The sequence below is a fragment of the Pseudonocardia sp. MH-G8 genome, from assembly GCF_002262885.1.
Lineage (GTDB): Bacteria > Actinomycetota > Actinomycetes > Mycobacteriales > Pseudonocardiaceae > Pseudonocardia.
Genome location: NZ_NKYF01000001.1, coordinates 900,479 through 914,577 on the forward strand (window position 1 = coordinate 900,479; position 14,099 = coordinate 914,577).

Consider the following 14,099-nt stretch of genomic DNA (forward strand, 5'->3'; position numbering starts at 1 on the left):
CGCTCAGTTCCCGCCGGTGAGCACGCGGTCGACCAGGCCGTAGTCGGCCGCCTCCTGGGCGCTGAACCAGCGGTCGCGGTCGAAGTCGGCCTCGATGCGCTCCACCGGCTGCCCGGAGTGTTCGGCCGTGAGCTCGGCGATCCGCCGCTTGAGCCTGCTCAGCATCTCCGCGCGGATCACGATGTCGGACTCCGAGCCGCCCGCCCCGCCCGAGGGCTGGTGCATCATCACCTGGGAGTGCGGGAGCGCGAAACGCTTGCCGGGAGCACCCGCCGTGAGCAGGAACTGTCCCATGGAGGCGGCCATCCCGGTGGCGACGGTGGAGACGTCCGGCTCGATCGCGTGCATCGTGTCGTAGATGGCCATGCCCGCGAAGACCGAACCACCGGGCGAGTTGATGTAGAGCGTGATGTCCGCGTGCGGGTCCTCCCCCGCGAGCAGGAGCAGCTGCGCGATCAGCTTCGTGGCGACGGGGTCGTCGACCTCCTGACCGAGCACGACGATGCGCTCGTGCAGCAGCCGGTCGTAGACCGAGTCGTCGAGGGTGGTGACGCCCTGGGGTGCACTCATGGTTGCGGGTCCTTCCCTAGCGGGTGGGCTTGCGGCTGGCGATCACGGTGTCTGCGAGCCCGTAGGCCACGGCCTCCTCGGCGGTGAGGATGAGATCGCGCTCGATGTCGTCGCGGATGCGCTCCGGCGACTGTCCCGTGGCCTCGGAGAGCGCCGATTCGAGCTGCCTGCGCAACCGGGTGACCTCGGCGGCGTGGATCTCCAGGTCGGAGGTCTGGCCGTGGATGGCCTCGACGCTGGGCTGGTGGATCAGCACCCGGGCGTTCGGCACCACGGCGCGACGGCCGGGCGTCCCGGCGGCGAGCAGCACCGCCGCGGCGGAGGCCGCCTGCCCGAGGCAGTAGGTGTGCACCTCCGGTCGGATGTAGCGCATCGTGTCGTAGATGGCGGTCATCGCCGTCAACGAGCCGCCGGGCGAGTTGATGTACATCGAGATCGCCCGGTCCGGCTCGCTCGACTCGAGGCACACCAGCTGCGCCATGACGTCGTTGGCCGAGACGTCGTCGACCGGGGCACCGAGGAAGACGATCCGCTCCTCGAACAGCTTGCTGTAGGGGTTCGTCTCCTGGTGGCCGTAGCTCGTCCGCTCGACGAACGACGGCAGGACACTGCGGGCACGGATCTCCGTGACTGGCATGCGGGCACCTCCAGGGTGTGGACGAGGCGGACGCTAACGGCGTCGGGCCTGCTCACCCCCGCTGCTTCGCCGGGGGCGAACCGCTTTCGCCCAGGGCGGACGCCCTCCGCGCCGATGAGTTCCGAATGTGGTGCCGGTCTCATCCGGCAACGCGCCACACGGGCGCACCGACCGGGAGGGAGCCGGCGATGACCACCACCACCAGCACGATCCTCAGCCACCGGGACCGCGCCGTCCTGCGAGCCGTCGCCGCCGGGCGCTGCACCCTCTCCACGGGCTGCCTGCTCGCCGTCGACGGTGTGGGGTGCTGCGACCAGTTCGTCGGCCGCCGGCTGACGAACGCGGGCCTGATCCGCACCGGCCCCGGCCCCGCCCACCTGACGGCGGACGGCCACGCGCTGCTCGAGGCGGCGTGATGGCACTCCCCGAACACTGCGACCGCTGCCCCGCCGTGGCCCGGGTGCGGGCCGAACTGCCCTTCGGCGAGCTGCTCTTCTGCACCCACCACGCCCGCGCGCACGAGGACCGACTCCGGACGCTGGGCGCCCGGCTCCGCATCCCGGCGACCGCTCCCCCGCTGCCACCGGTCCGGTCCCGCCGCAGCCACGACCCCGCCGTGCCGCGGTGACCGGACGCCCCGGCGCGGACCCGGGGCCGTCCGGATGATCGTCGCCACCCGCACACCAGCGCTGCTACCGCAACAACCACGCACCTCTCACACCGATCAACCGGCCGTGATCCGACCGAGCCGCACACCACCGCCCAACCACCGCAACCACGTACTTGTCGCGACGATCACCGGACGGGGGCCCGTCGGCGCGACGCGCAGCAGTCAGGTGCGGCTCGCGGCGATCAGGCCGTGCGGCGTTGCGGCTGGGCCGCCCTCGCGGCGCCGGCGGCCAGGCCGGCGATCCGGCCCGCCACCCCCGACACCCGTTCCAGCGGCAGCATGTGCCCGGCGTCCGGGAAGATCGTCAGGTCCGCGGTGGGCAGTGCGGCGGCGATCCGGCGAGCGGCGCGCACGGGAGTGAGGCGGTCCCGCGAACCGACCAGCACGACGGTCGGGATCTCCGCGAAGGCGGCCAGCGCCGCATCGCGCTCGTGCGTCTCGAGGGTCGGCCGGAAGCCGGAGACCGTCAGCGGTCGGCACCCGGCCACCACCTCGCAGGTGATCCGGCGGGCATCCCGGTCCGCTCGCGGCCCGAGCAGCAGCCAACGCATTCCGGGAGCCAGCAGGCGCGGGTCACCGAGGCTGTCCCGGGTGGTCCAACGGCGGGACCCGTACACCCGCTGCTCCACGCGACGGAAGACGGCCGTGCCCCGCGGGGACAGGCCGAACGGCCGCTCGGCGAGGCCACCGCTCGCGGTGGCGACCAGCGCGATGCCGCGCACCCTGGCCACGAGGTGCGGGTGGCGTTCGGCGAGCGCCATCAGGGTCATCCCGCCCATCGAGTGCCCCGCGAGCACCAAGGGCCCCTCGGGTGCCGTGGCGGCGATGACCTGGGCGAGGTCGTCGGCGAGCTGGTCGATCGTCATCGATTCCGGCGCCACGGCCCCGGAGCCGCCGTGGCCGCGGTGGTCGGGCCGCACCACGCGCACCGGAGCGGGCCCGGTCGCGAGCGAGCCGGCGACCGGCCCCCAGGTGCGCCGGTCGAGCGTCCAACCGTGGACCAGGACGACCGTGACGGGCGCATCCGGCGGGCCGTCCAGCCTGACGTGCAGCGGCACGCCGTCGGAGGCGGGGACGGATCGGGCGGTGGTCATCGGACGAGGTACCCCTTCCGCCTGCGGATCCGGCTCGCTACCGCGGGTCGGTCAGGAAGACGTCCACCAGGGCGGGGTTGTAGGCGTGCACGAGGATGCCGAAGATGATGGCGTCGAAGGTCAGGTGGACGGTGACCACGTAGGGCAGTGACCGCGTGCGCTGGAAGATGTAGCCCTGCAGCAGGGCGAAGGGCACCGTGAGCAGCGGGCCCCAGCCGCGGTAGCCCAGCTCCCAGAGGAACGAGACGAACACCACGGACTGCAGGAGGTTCGCCTGCCAGAACGGGAAGTGGTGGCGGAGCAGGGCGAAGACGACGCAGATGAAGAACAGCTCGTCCCACAGTCCGACGGCGTTGACGCCGATGAACAGCCGGATGATCTCGTCGGTGCCGGAGACGTCGGGCCAGTTCCGATAGGCACCCGAGCCCAGGAAGTACACCGGGAGGACCAGGTAGCCGGCGACGGCCACCAGCGCCAGGTAGCCCCACTCGAACCGGCTCCACCGGTTCCCGGTTCCGACCGGGAACCTGATGACGTCCTCCCGATGCCACCACCGGGAGAGGGCGTAAGGCAGGGCGACCGCCGCCGACAGGGTGATGGCGAAACGGGCCATGCCGGCGTTGCTCAGGTCCGCCTCCAGCGACATCGTGCTGATGACGACCAGACCGGTGGAGATGAGGACCAGGTGCCGCAGCAGCAGGCGGTCCGCCACCGCTGCGACCACCAGACCGGCGACGATCAGCGCGTACCCGATCAGTCGCTCCTGCAGGCCGAACAGCGCGACCGCGGAGACCGTCACCAGCGCCGCCGCGAGCAGGCGCTTCCAGGAGGGCTGCGCGGCGGACGCGCTCCCGGAGCTGTCGGGGGTGGCCGCACCTGCGCTCACCGCGCCAGCATGGCCGGACCGAGGGCGATCGGACAAATCGGTCGCCGGTCGCGCCGCCCGCGGCGACGGGTCGCGTGATCATCGGACCAGGTGGGCCTTCCGCCAGAGGATCTCGGTCGGCCCCCCGATGATGCCCTGCTCGCGCAGGAACGGCACGAGCTTGCGCGCCGACCAGCGCAACATCTCCTGGTGGTGCGGGTTGGCCAGCGCCGCGCGGTGCCCGGTGGCGGGGTCGATGCCGACCGAGGCGTAGACGTCGCGGTGGATGAGGTTGCGGGCCACGACGAACGCGATCCGCGCCGCGAGGTAGCGGGCGAGCTCCCGCTGCGCCCGGTTGGTCTTCGGCATGATCCGGATCAGCTCCTCGCGGGCGTACCGGACGTGCCGGGCCTCCTCGGTCACGTGGATCTTGTTGACCATGCGGGTGAGCGGCTGCACGGTCTCGTCGCGCATCGCCTCGCGCTGGAGCTGGTCGAGGATCTCCTCGACGAACAGGGTGCCGGCGAACATCGCGGGCCCGGTGCCGACGGTCTTGAACAGCCGCCCCAGCTCGTGGGTGACGCGGCGCGGCGCGTAGTCCGGCACGCCGTAGCGCTCGGTCATTCTCGCGAACATGATCGAGTGCCGGCACTCGTCGGCGATCTCGGTGAGCGCGTACTGGATGTGGCGGCGGCGCGGGTCGCGGTCGTAGGCGTAGCGCAGCAGCATCTGCATGAGGATGATCTCGAACCACAGGCCGATGCGGGCGATGCTGCAGATCTCGTGCCTCGCGAGGGTGTGTCGCTGCTCCTCGCTCAGGCCGTCCCACAACGGCGTGCCGTAGAGCGAGACGCGGTGCTCCGGTACCGCCCAGGCGCCGTCGACGAGCGGGGCGTCCCAGTCGATGTCGATCCCCGGCTCGTAGGAGTGCTCCAGCGACGAGCGCAGCAGCCGCTCGGCCGTGGCCTCCCGGTCGCCGACGGCGCGCGTCACCGGGTGCTCCGTTCCGGGGCGCGGCGGCCGGTCAGCCGCGCGACGAGGCCTGCGGCCAGCGGCGATCCGTCGAAGCGACCCGCGGCGGCCTGCGAGTGGATGCGCCGGGCCACGGCCGGGCCGACCACGCCGGGCAGGTGCCGGCCGGCCCACAGCTCCAGGTTGCCCGCGCGCGTGCAGGCGGTGTCGCGCGGCGGCCGTCGGGAGGCGAGCACCCGCAGCACGGTGCCGACGACGTCCTCGACCTCCTCGCGGCGCACCTGGCCCTCCAACGCGAGCCCGACCTCGGCGCCCGCGGCGTGGATCGGGGTGCGCACGTACCCCGGGTAGACGGTGCTGACCTGCAGCTCGGTGCCGTACTCGAGGCGCAGGGCATCGGCGTAGGCGGCCATGCCGCGCTTCGCGACGCTGTAGGCGGAGACGAACGGCAGCGTGAGGTAGGCCAGCTCGCTGGAGACGAAGACGGCCCGGCCGCGCGCTCCCCCGCGCTCGGCACGGCTCGCCGTCAGCGCGGGCAGCGCCGCGGCGGTGACCCGCCACGCGCCCAGGAGGTTGACGTCGATGACGCGCAGCGCGTCCGGTTCGAGGGGGCCGCCCGCGTCGTTCGGCGTGCCGATGCCGGCGTAGTGCACCACGGCATCGAGCCCGCCCAGGCGCTGCACGGCCTCGGCGACCGCCGCCTCGACGGCGGCCGTGTCGGTGATGTCGCACGCGAGGACGTCGTCGCCGCCCGCGACGTCGAGCCCGACGACCTGGGCGCCCCGCTCGCGCAACCGCATGCTGGTGGGCGCCCCGAAGCCGCCCGCGGCGCCCGTGACGAGCACGCGGGCGGGGGTTGGGGCGGACGCCGCTGTCGCTGCCATCGTTCCGGCCTCCCGATACGCTTGCTGTTACCGGCGGTAACTGTTACCACTGGTACCGTGCCTCGCGACGAGCCCCGTGTCAAGGCGGCCACTCCGGCCGACCGCCAGCAGCGTCGGGCCGAGCGCCGCGCCGAGATGGTGCAGGCCGCCATCGAGGCCGTGCGCACCCATGGCCCGGGCGTCTCCGTCGCGGAGATCGCGGCTGCGGCGGGCATCACCAAGCCCGTGCTGTACCGGCATTTCACCGATCGCGCCGACCTGCAGCGCGCGGTCGGCGAGCAGGCGGCGCAGATGCTGCTGGGCCGGATGGCCCCGGAGATCGACCCGGACCGCGAGCCCGCGCAACTCATCCGCGGAGTGGTCGACGCGTTCCTCGCCGGCATCGAGGACGAACCACAGCTGTGGCGGTTCGTCGTGCACCACCCGGTCGAACGCGCGCCGGGCGCCGAGATCGTCGAGGACGCCCGCGAGCAGATCGCCCGCATGCTCGCCACGATCATCGGTGAGCGGCTGCGCGCGCTCGGCCTCGACTCCGGCGGGGCGGAGGCCTGGGCGCAGGGGCTCGTCGGCATGGTGCAGAGCGCCGGGGACTGGTGGTTGGAGCGGCGCACGATGACCCGCGCCGCGCTCACCGACTACCTGACCACGATCATCTGGGGCGGGATCTCGGGCGTCCTCGCGATGGCCGACGCCGCTCCCGGCCCGCTCGTTCTCCCGGAGCCCGACCGTGGATGACCACGACGAGGGCTACACCGGCCCGGCCGTCCTCACCGTCGACGGGCGGGACGTTCCCGTGCAGGCAAGGCTGGACTCCCGGCACGAACCCCACGACGGCCGGTTGCACTGGTTCGGGCGGATCCGTCCCGAGGGCGCGGCGCCGGATCTCGCCGGCACGCGCGTCGAGCTGGCGACGCCGAGCGGGCGCGCTCGGGCCCGCCTCGGCGACGTCGACCCCTGGGGCCGCTACCGCGTCACGGGAATCGGCACGCCGCCGTTCCGGCTGGACGAACCCGACCTCGAGGAGTGACGCGCCACAGGCACCGGCCGTGAGTGGATACGGGTGCTGGAGCACTCGTATCCACTCACGGGCGGCGGAGCCGCAGGGTCAGCCGATGGCGAAGCCGACGCGGCCCGCGGCGGCCGGGGCGATCTCCACGTAAGCGATCTGAGCGGCCCGCACGAGGTAGCGCCGGCCCTTGTCGTCGACGAGGCGCAGCAGCCCGTCCGCATCCTTGATCGCGTCGTCGACCAACGCCTGGACCTCGTCCGGCGTCTGGTCGCTGGACACCACGAGCTCGCGCGCGCTCTCCGCGATGCCGATCTTGACCTCCACCGGTGGACCTCCTGGTCGAGCTGGTTGCTGGGGTGCGCGGCCCAGGCTAGTCGAGCAACGGGCGCCGCGAGGGCGCGGGCGCTCCGCCCTGGGCGAACTCCGGAGCCGCCGCTCAGTTGAGCCCGAGCCGGGCCATCCGCTTGCCGTGGTTGGACTGCAGCCGCCGCAGCAGCGCTGCGATACCCGAGAGGTCGCCGGAACCCGACACGATGAACTCCGCGAGCTCGTCGCGCTCGGCCACGATGTGCTGGGCCTGGGTGACGGCCTCGCCGAGCAGCCGCCGCCCCCACAGCGCGAGCCGGTCGTGCACCTGCCTGCCGCTCGCGCACGCGGCCTTCACCTCGCGCTCGGCGAAGGCGCTGTGCCCGGTGTCGGCCAGCACCTGCTGCACCAGTGCCCCGGTGGGCCCCGGCAGCCACCCGCCGATCTCGCGGTAGAAGTCGGCGGCGAGACCGTCGCCGAGGTAGGCCTTCACCAACGACTCCAGCCAGCTGCGCGGCGCCGTGGAGGAGTGGTAGGCGTCCCACTGCGCCACGAACGGCAGCATCGCATCCTCGATCGGCACGCCGAGCCCGAGCAGGTGCTCCTCGAGCATCCGGAAATGCCCGATCTCGGCCGCGGCCATGGCCGAGAGCGCCGCGCGGCCACCGAGCGTGGGCGCGTGGCGCGCGTCCTCGGCCAGCCGGTCGAACGCCGACAGCTCCCCGTAGGCGAGCACGCCGAGCAGGTCGACGGTGGCCCGGTCCGCTCCGGCAGGGTCCGCCGCCTGCGCAGTCTCCATGCGCGCGAGCCTAGTCGAGGTGGGGCGGGTGACGGATCTCACGATCTATCGCGATCCCGGGGGCCGCAGGCGGCGCGGAGGCGCACTTCACGCCCGCGACGGGCGTGCCGGACTGTTGCCTGCAGCGGAAACCGGTAGGATGTGCGGCAGCGCAGTGCCCACTTGGGGCGCGCGCTCACCCGCGGTCGCCGGCCCGTGGTCCCGACACACGGGAACGCGTCCGGAGCCGCAACGACATGGTGCGTGCAGCGCCTTGCCTGCTCTCCCACCCGAGCGCGTCCGCGCCGGTGGTCGACGAGCCGGCCCCGGGCTCCTGTGCGCGGAGAGAGGCGATCAACCTGTCCGTCGAGAGCGAAGCGGTGAACGACATCCCCGTCGAGGACACCGCCATCGAGAATCCCCCCACCGCCGACCCGACCGACGAGGTCGTCGAGGCGCATCCCCTCACAGCCGGAGCCCCAGTCAAGGCCGAGTCCCCCACCTTCGCCGAGCTCGGCGTCCGGCCCGAGATCGTCAAGGCGCTCGCCGAGGCCGGCATCGAGCGCACGTTCGCGATCCAGGAGCTCACCCTCCCGCTGGCGCTCGCCGGCGAGGACGTGATCGGCCAGGCCCGCACCGGCATGGGCAAGACGCTCGGCTTCGGCGTGCCGCTGCTGCAGCGCGTCGTCCCGCCGTCCGAGCAGCCGGCGGCCGATTCCCACGGCGAGGCCGCCGACCGTGCCAAGGACGTCCCGCAGGCGCTCGTCGTGGTGCCCACGCGCGAGCTGTGCGTGCAGGTCGCCAAGGACATCGCCGACGCCGGGAAGCACCTCGGCGTGCGGGTCACCGCCATCTACGGCGGTCGCGCCTACGAGCCGCAGCTCGCCGCCCTGCGCAAGGGCGTCGACGTGGTCGTGGGCACCCCCGGCCGCCTGCTCGACCTCGCCGAGCAGCGCCACCTGGTGCTCGGTCGCGTGCAGGCCCTCGTGCTGGACGAGGCCGACGAGATGCTCGACCTCGGCTTCCTGCCCGACGTCGAGCGCATCATGCGCATGCTGCCCGAGAAGCGGCACACGATGCTGTTCTCGGCCACGATGCCCGGCCCGATCATCGCGCTGTCGCGCGCCTTCCTGCACCGTCCCACGCACATCCGGGCCGAGGAAGCCGACCAGGGCTCCGTGCACGAGCGCACCCGCCAGCTGGTCTACCGCGCGCACGCGATGGACAAGGTCGAGCTGCTCGCCCGCGTGTTGCAGGCCGACGAGCGCGGCCTCACGATGATCTTCGCGCGTACCAAGCGCACGGTGCAGCGGGTGGCCGACGACCTGGCCGACCGCGGCTTCGCGGCCGCCGCCGTGCACGGCGACCTCGGCCAGGGCGCCCGCGAGCAGGCGCTGCGCGCGTTCCGCTCCGGCAAGGTCGACGTGCTCGTCGCCACCGACGTCGCCGCCCGCGGCATCGACGTCACCGACGTCACGCACGTCGTCAACTACCAGTGCCCCGAGGACTCGAAGACCTACATCCACCGGATCGGCCGCACCGGCCGTGCCGGCAAGGAGGGCGTGGCCGTCACCCTCGTCGACTGGGACGAGCTCCACCGCTGGAAGTCGATCAGCGATGACCTCGGGCTCGACATGCCGGAGGCTCCGGAGACGTACTCGACGTCCGACCACCTCTACACCGACCTCGACATCCCGACCACCGCCACCGGCCGGCTGCCACGCTCCAAGCGCACCCGTGCCGGCCTCGAGGCGGAATACGTCGACACCGAGGGTGACAACGGCAGCAAGCGCAAGCGCGACAAGCCGAGCGGCCGCCGCAACCAGGAGGAGGACGTCGCACCCGCGCGTCGTCCCCGCTCACGGGCCCGCACGCGCAGCCGCGCGGGCGTGACGGTCGGGGGTTCCGACCAGCCGGCCGCGGAGGCTCCCGCGGCAACCGGCGACACCGCCGCCGACGTCAGCACCGGCTCCACCGCTGGTCCGGACGCCGACGCGGGCTCCGAGAGCAGCCGGCCGCGTCGCCGCCGCCGTCGTGGAGGCGCCCGCCGCCGCTCCGCCGGCGAGTCCGACGTCGAGTCGCAGGCCACGGACGCCGCCGCGAGCTGAGCTCGCGCGGCAGGCCGGGGATGGCTCCTGACACCGACGCGCGCCCGCGCCCGGCGCGGCTCCGGCCCGAACGGCGCCGCCGCAGCGACCTCGTCGTCGCGGCGGCGCTCACGGCCCTGCTCGTCGGGGCCGCCGTCGTGCTGTGGGGCACGAGCGATGTGGTCGCCGCGACGTCGCGGCCCGCGAGCGCTCCGATCGCGCCCCCGCCGCCCGCGGCGGGTGTGCCGGTGGCCTTCACCGAGGGATGGCGCGCGCCCAGCGGCGCCACCGTCGTCCCGGCCGTGGCGACACCCGCCGTCGTCACCGCCGACGGCTCCCGGGTCGTCGGACGAGACGCCGCCACCGGCGAGGAGCGCTGGACCTACGAACGCGACCGGACGCTGTGCACGGTTGCGCCCGGGTTCCCGCGCGCGAACGAGGGCGTCGGCCGCGTGCTGGCGCTGTACAGCGGCGGCTCCGGCTACTGCAGCGAGCTCACCGCGCTACGTCCCGACACCGGCGCGCGTGCCGGTGCCGCCAACCCGGACGCCCATTCGGGCACCCGGCTGCTCGCATCCGGCTCCTCCGTCGTCGCCACCGGCCACGACTACCTCGAGGTTCTGCGCAGCGACCTGGTCAAGACCCTCGAGTACGGCGCCGTCCCGGCGGCGGCGCAGCCCGACCAGCAGCCACGCCCGCAGTGCACGCACGCCTCCACGGCGATCGGCTCCGACCGCCTCGGTCTGGTCGAGCGCTGCCCGGACGAGGCCACCGACCGCTTGACGGTCCTCGCCCCGGACGGCGACGACGGCGCCGAGGAACCGGAGGAGGGGTTCTCCGTCCTCCTGCCCGGCACCGGCGCGGTGCTGGTGGCGGTATCGGCCGAACGCGTCGCCGTGGCGCTGCCCGGCCCGGCACGGCTCCTGCTGTTCGACGTCGCCGGGAAGCAAGTGGGCGAGCACCCGCTGGACGTCCCGGACGCCGACATCACCGATCCGCCCGGCGGGGCGGCGGCGGTGGAGACCGACGGCGAGCGGTTCTCCTGGTGGACCGGCTCACGCACGATCGCCCTCGACGGCCGGGAGCTCACCCCGATCTGGGCGGTCCCCGCCACGCTCGGCCCGGCCGTGGCGTACGGCGGTGGGCTCCTCGCGCCGGTACCGGGCGGGCTGCTCGTCCTCGACGCCGCCACCGGCACCGTGCAACGCACGATCCCGGTCGCCCGGCCCGACGGTCCGGTCCGGCTCGCCGCGCTCGGCGAGGTGCTGCTCGAGCAGCGCGGCGCCGAGGTCGTCGCCCTGCACCCCGCGTGACGTATCGGAGATCGATTCGCCGATCCGGCCCGACCGGGTGAACCTGTCCTCGTGAGCACCACACCTCCGTCTTCCGCCGCACAGGGACTCTTCCCGCCCGGCAGCGCCACCCGCCGCGTCATCGGCGACCCGGCCGCCCTGATCGGCGGCATCAGCGCCCTGTTCCTGCAAGCTCTGCACCCGCGCGCGATGGCGGGCGTCGACCAGCACTCCTCGTTCCCCGACGACTTCTGGCCCCGGTTGCAGCGCACGGCGGGGTACGTCACCACGCTCGCGTTCGCCGAGACCGCCACGGCCGACCGGGCCGCGGCCCGGGTCCGGGCGATCCACCGGCGCGTACGCGGCGTGGACGCGGTGACCGGGCAGGCCTACTCGGCCGACGACCCGGACCTGCTGCGCTGGGTGCACGTCACGGAGGTGAGCTCGTTCTCCGCGGCGGTGCGGCGGCTGGGACTGATCGACTCCGTCGAGGAGGACCGGTTCCTCGCCGAGCAGGTGCGGGCCGGCGCCCTGCTCGGTGCCACCGACCTGCCGCGCAGCCGCACCGAGGTGGACGCCTACTTCGCGGCCGTCCGACCCGAGCTGACGGCGAGCGCGGCGGCGCACAGGGCCGCGCGGCGACTGCTGCTGGCCCCGATGCCGCTGCGCGTCGCCCTGCTCACCCCGGCGCGCCCGGCCTGGACGGTGGTGGCAGCCGTCGCGATCGGGATGATGCCGGGGTGGGCGAAGCGGCTCTACGGTCTCCCTCGGGTGCCCGGGGAGGACCTCGCGACCACCGCGGGTCTCGCGGCGCTGCGCGCGGGCATGCTGGCCGTCAGGCGAGCCACTGGACGGCCAGGACCACCGCGGTGACGAGCACGACGCCGAGCGCGGCGAGCACCGCGGCACCGTTGCGGCGGCGGTCCGCCCAGATCTGAGCGAGCACGGCCACGACCGCGGCGACGGCGTGCGCGGCGATCGTCCACCCGGTGGGCCCGGGGACCGCGAGCTGCTCCGCGAGGAACCACGCGCCGACGAGTGCCAGCACGAGCGCCACGAGACCGCCGGCGAGGAGCCCGGACAAGCCGCGGAGCAGCCGGACGGCGCGAGCCTCTGTCATGGCGCGAGCCCGGCCCACGGCGATTCCTCGGGCGCGGCTGCGCGGCCGGGCGGGCAGTGGCGGCGCACCTCGCAATGCCCGCAGCGGGGAGCGGGACGGGCGGGGAAGAGCGGGTCGGCGGCGCCGCCCGCGGCGAGCGCGCCGGCGGCTGAGTCGAGCTCCTGCGCCGTGGCCTCCGCCCGCTGGACGTGCGCCTGCAGGGACGCCGGGTCGTGCTGCCACGCCGCCACCTCGCCGCTGGGCAGGTGGTGCAGCTCCACCTGCGTGCACCTGCGGCGCAGCGTCCGCTCGGCGGCCACGGCGTACAGCGCCAGCGCCTGGGACGCGCCGGTGTCCTCGGCGGTGGGACGGCGGCGCCCGGTCTTGTAGTCGACGACGACGAGCTCGTCCCCCCGGCGGTCGATGCGGTCCGCCCGCCCTTCCGCGACGATCCGCTCCGTGGCGACCGAGACCCAGCGCTCCAGGCCGACGGCCTCGGCGTCCGGGTCGAGCTCCGCGGCGTACTCGGCCAGCCAGCCGCGGGCCCGCTCCCGGTACACGTCGGCCTGCGCGGCATCGCGGAAGCCATCGCTGTGCCAGTACCGGTCCACGAGCGCCGACGCCGCCCGCTGCGTGCGGCCCGCGGGCGGGAGGTCGAACAACGCCCTCAGAGCCAGGTGCACCACGGCCCCGAGCGTGCTGCCCGCCCGCGCACCTCCCCGCGACGGGGACGGCCGGTCCAGGTAGGTGAGCCGGTAGCGACGCGGGCAGTCGTCCCACGTGGCGAGCTTGGACGGGGTGACCCGCACGAGCCGGGTGGTCGGGAAGTCGAACCCGAGCTGCGTGCCGCCATCCACGTCCACGACGGTATCCGCCACCCGCCCGCCCCTCGCCCCCGGTGTACGCGGCAATCCGGCTCGGCCCGCACGCCCGCCGGAACGAAGCGGAGGCAATCAAACACCGAGGAGCTCGACGCCGGTGGCCTCCTCGAGCAGCCGCTCCAGCGACTCGGCCGCAGTCGTCTCGGCCGCGATCGGGGTGGTCTTGTTCGTGCCGTGGTAGTCGCTCGAGCCCGTGACCACCAGGCCGGTCTCGGTGGCGAGCGCGCGCAGCAGCTCTCGGTCCTCCGGCGCGTGGTCGGGGTGGTCGACCTCCACACCGGTGAGGCCGGCCGCGGCCAGCTCGGCGATGACCGACGGCTCCACGATCCGGCCCCGCTTGCGGGCGAAGGGATGCGCGAACACGGCGACCCCGCCGGCGGCGCGGACCATCGCGATGGCCTCGCGCACCGGGGTGTCGCATTTCGGCACGTAGTAGGGGCTGCCGTTGTACAGCAGCGTGGCGAAGGCCTCGGTGACCGACCCGACCACGCCCGCGGCGACGAGGGCCTGCGCCAGGTGCGGCCGTCCGGCGCTGGCGCCCGGCGGGAGCTGCGCGAACACGGCGTCGGAGTCGACCGGGTAGCCGTCGGCGGCCATCTTCTCGGTCATCCGGTGCAGCCGCTCCACCCGCTCGCCGCGCAGCCGCGCCTGCTCGGCCGCGATCGCGGGGTGGGCGGGATCGAACTGGTAGCCCAGCAGGTGCACCGCCACGTCGCGGTCGCCCCGCCCGGTGGGGCTGACGCAGGAGAACTCCGCGCCTCGCACGAGGCGCATTCCCGTGGGCAGGGCCGCGGCGGCCGCGGCCCAGCCGGCCGTGGTGTCGTGGTCGGTGATCGCCAGGACGTCGACCCCGGCGGCCGCGGCGACCGCGACGAGCTCGGCCGGGCCGTCCGTGCCGTCCGACGCGGTGGAGTGGGTGTGCAGGTCGATGCGGGGGCGGGGCACGCCTGAGGTT

The 14,099-nt window shown here is 74.2% G+C and carries 18 protein-coding genes; 7 read left to right on the forward strand and 11 right to left on the reverse strand.

The features are described from left to right. Positions 1–3 precede the first annotated feature (3 nt). Together CFP66_RS04205 and CFP66_RS04210 are read right to left on the reverse strand one after the other, a co-directional pair. Complete coding sequence (locus CFP66_RS04205) at positions 4–570, reverse strand: ATP-dependent Clp protease proteolytic subunit (RefSeq protein WP_094920457.1); 567 nt, start codon at positions 568–570, stop codon at positions 4–6. Between the two features lie 16 nt (positions 571–586). Then, positions 587–1,207, reverse strand: a complete 621-nt coding sequence (locus tag CFP66_RS04210) for an ATP-dependent Clp protease proteolytic subunit (RefSeq protein ID WP_094920459.1) — start codon at positions 1,205–1,207, stop codon at positions 587–589. 188 nt (positions 1,208–1,395) lie between these two features. Between CFP66_RS04210 and CFP66_RS04215 the strand changes: the two genes are divergently transcribed. Both CFP66_RS04215 and CFP66_RS46985 read left to right on the forward strand, forming a co-directional pair. After that, on the forward strand, positions 1,396–1,623 hold the full coding sequence (locus CFP66_RS04215; protein WP_094920460.1) for a hypothetical protein: 228 nt from the start codon (positions 1,396–1,398) through the stop codon (positions 1,621–1,623). Next, positions 1,623–1,835, forward strand: coding sequence for a hypothetical protein (locus CFP66_RS46985; RefSeq protein ID WP_143517108.1), 213 nt, complete (start codon positions 1,623–1,625; stop codon positions 1,833–1,835). The genes CFP66_RS04215 and CFP66_RS46985 overlap by 1 nt, the downstream gene beginning before the upstream one ends. 224 nt (positions 1,836–2,059) lie before the next feature. Here the strand turns inward: CFP66_RS46985 and CFP66_RS04225 are convergent, their stop codons facing one another. The 4 genes from CFP66_RS04225 to CFP66_RS04240 all read right to left on the reverse strand — a co-directional run bounded on the left by CFP66_RS04225 (position 2,060) and on the right by CFP66_RS04240 (position 5,692). Next, complete coding sequence (locus CFP66_RS04225) at positions 2,060–2,971, reverse strand: alpha/beta fold hydrolase (protein ID WP_094920462.1); 912 nt, start codon at positions 2,969–2,971, stop codon at positions 2,060–2,062. A gap of 37 nt (positions 2,972–3,008) precedes the next feature. Next, complete coding sequence (locus CFP66_RS04230) at positions 3,009–3,857, reverse strand: type II CAAX endopeptidase family protein (RefSeq protein ID WP_143517109.1); 849 nt, start codon at positions 3,855–3,857, stop codon at positions 3,009–3,011. A gap of 78 nt (positions 3,858–3,935) precedes the next feature. Continuing rightward, positions 3,936–4,829 (reverse strand): diiron oxygenase, encoded by an 894-nt coding sequence (locus CFP66_RS04235; protein WP_094920464.1) that lies wholly within the window; start codon positions 4,827–4,829, stop codon positions 3,936–3,938. Then, positions 4,826–5,692 (reverse strand): SDR family oxidoreductase, encoded by an 867-nt coding sequence (locus tag CFP66_RS04240; RefSeq protein ID WP_094920465.1) that lies wholly within the window; start codon positions 5,690–5,692, stop codon positions 4,826–4,828. Before CFP66_RS04240 ends, CFP66_RS04235 begins: the two co-directional genes overlap by 4 nt. A 57-nt stretch (positions 5,693–5,749) precedes the next feature. On the opposite strand from CFP66_RS04240, the gene CFP66_RS04245 reads away from it, so the two are divergent. Both CFP66_RS04245 and CFP66_RS04250 read left to right on the forward strand, forming a co-directional pair. Continuing rightward, positions 5,750–6,427: a TetR family transcriptional regulator gene (locus CFP66_RS04245; protein WP_233159126.1), complete on the forward strand. Its 678-nt coding sequence runs from the start codon at positions 5,750–5,752 to the stop codon at positions 6,425–6,427. After that, on the forward strand, positions 6,420–6,719 hold the full coding sequence (locus CFP66_RS04250; RefSeq protein WP_094920467.1) for a DUF4873 domain-containing protein: 300 nt from the start codon (positions 6,420–6,422) through the stop codon (positions 6,717–6,719). Before CFP66_RS04245 ends, CFP66_RS04250 begins: the two co-directional genes overlap by 8 nt. Positions 6,720–6,797: 78 nt before the next feature. Here CFP66_RS04250 and CFP66_RS04255 read toward each other — a convergent pair whose 3' ends face one another. Continuing rightward, complete coding sequence (locus CFP66_RS04255) at positions 6,798–7,025, reverse strand: DUF3107 domain-containing protein (RefSeq protein ID WP_094920469.1); 228 nt, start codon at positions 7,023–7,025, stop codon at positions 6,798–6,800. 112 nt (positions 7,026–7,137) lie between these two features. Then, positions 7,138–7,806 (reverse strand): ferritin-like fold-containing protein, encoded by a 669-nt coding sequence (locus CFP66_RS04260; RefSeq protein WP_094920470.1) that lies wholly within the window; start codon positions 7,804–7,806, stop codon positions 7,138–7,140. A 236-nt stretch (positions 7,807–8,042) separates the two neighbouring features. Between CFP66_RS04260 and CFP66_RS04265 the strand changes: the two genes are divergently transcribed. Genes CFP66_RS04265 through CFP66_RS04275 form a run of 3 tightly spaced genes read left to right on the forward strand, consistent with a single transcriptional unit; the run spans position 8,043 to position 12,037 of the window. Beyond that, on the forward strand, positions 8,043–9,893 hold the full coding sequence (locus tag CFP66_RS04265; protein ID WP_094920472.1) for a DEAD/DEAH box helicase: 1,851 nt from the start codon (positions 8,043–8,045) through the stop codon (positions 9,891–9,893). Positions 9,894–9,913: 20 nt separating this feature from the next. After that, a complete protein-coding gene (locus CFP66_RS04270) occupies positions 9,914–11,185 on the forward strand; it encodes a PQQ-binding-like beta-propeller repeat protein (RefSeq protein WP_094920474.1) in 1,272 nt (423 codons plus the stop codon). Between the two features lie 51 nt (positions 11,186–11,236). Beyond that, on the forward strand, positions 11,237–12,037 hold the full coding sequence (locus CFP66_RS04275; protein WP_158228021.1) for an oxygenase MpaB family protein: 801 nt from the start codon (positions 11,237–11,239) through the stop codon (positions 12,035–12,037). On the opposite strand, the gene CFP66_RS04280 is transcribed toward CFP66_RS04275, so the two are convergent. The 3 genes from CFP66_RS04280 to CFP66_RS04290 all read right to left on the reverse strand — a co-directional run bounded on the left by CFP66_RS04280 (position 12,000) and on the right by CFP66_RS04290 (position 14,089). Further along, positions 12,000–12,284, reverse strand: a complete 285-nt coding sequence (locus CFP66_RS04280; RefSeq protein ID WP_143517110.1) for a hypothetical protein — start codon at positions 12,282–12,284, stop codon at positions 12,000–12,002. The two genes, CFP66_RS04275 and CFP66_RS04280, sit on opposite strands and share 38 nt — an antisense overlap. Continuing rightward, positions 12,281–13,126, reverse strand: coding sequence for a PD-(D/E)XK nuclease family protein (locus tag CFP66_RS04285; RefSeq protein WP_094920480.1), 846 nt, complete (start codon positions 13,124–13,126; stop codon positions 12,281–12,283). Before CFP66_RS04285 ends, CFP66_RS04280 begins: the two co-directional genes overlap by 4 nt. A 90-nt stretch (positions 13,127–13,216) precedes the next feature. Then, positions 13,217–14,089 carry a PHP domain-containing protein gene (locus tag CFP66_RS04290; protein ID WP_094920482.1) on the reverse strand — a complete coding sequence of 291 codons (873 nt, stop codon included), beginning with the start codon at positions 14,087–14,089 and terminating at the stop codon, positions 13,217–13,219. Between the last annotated feature and the right edge of the window lie 10 nt (positions 14,090–14,099).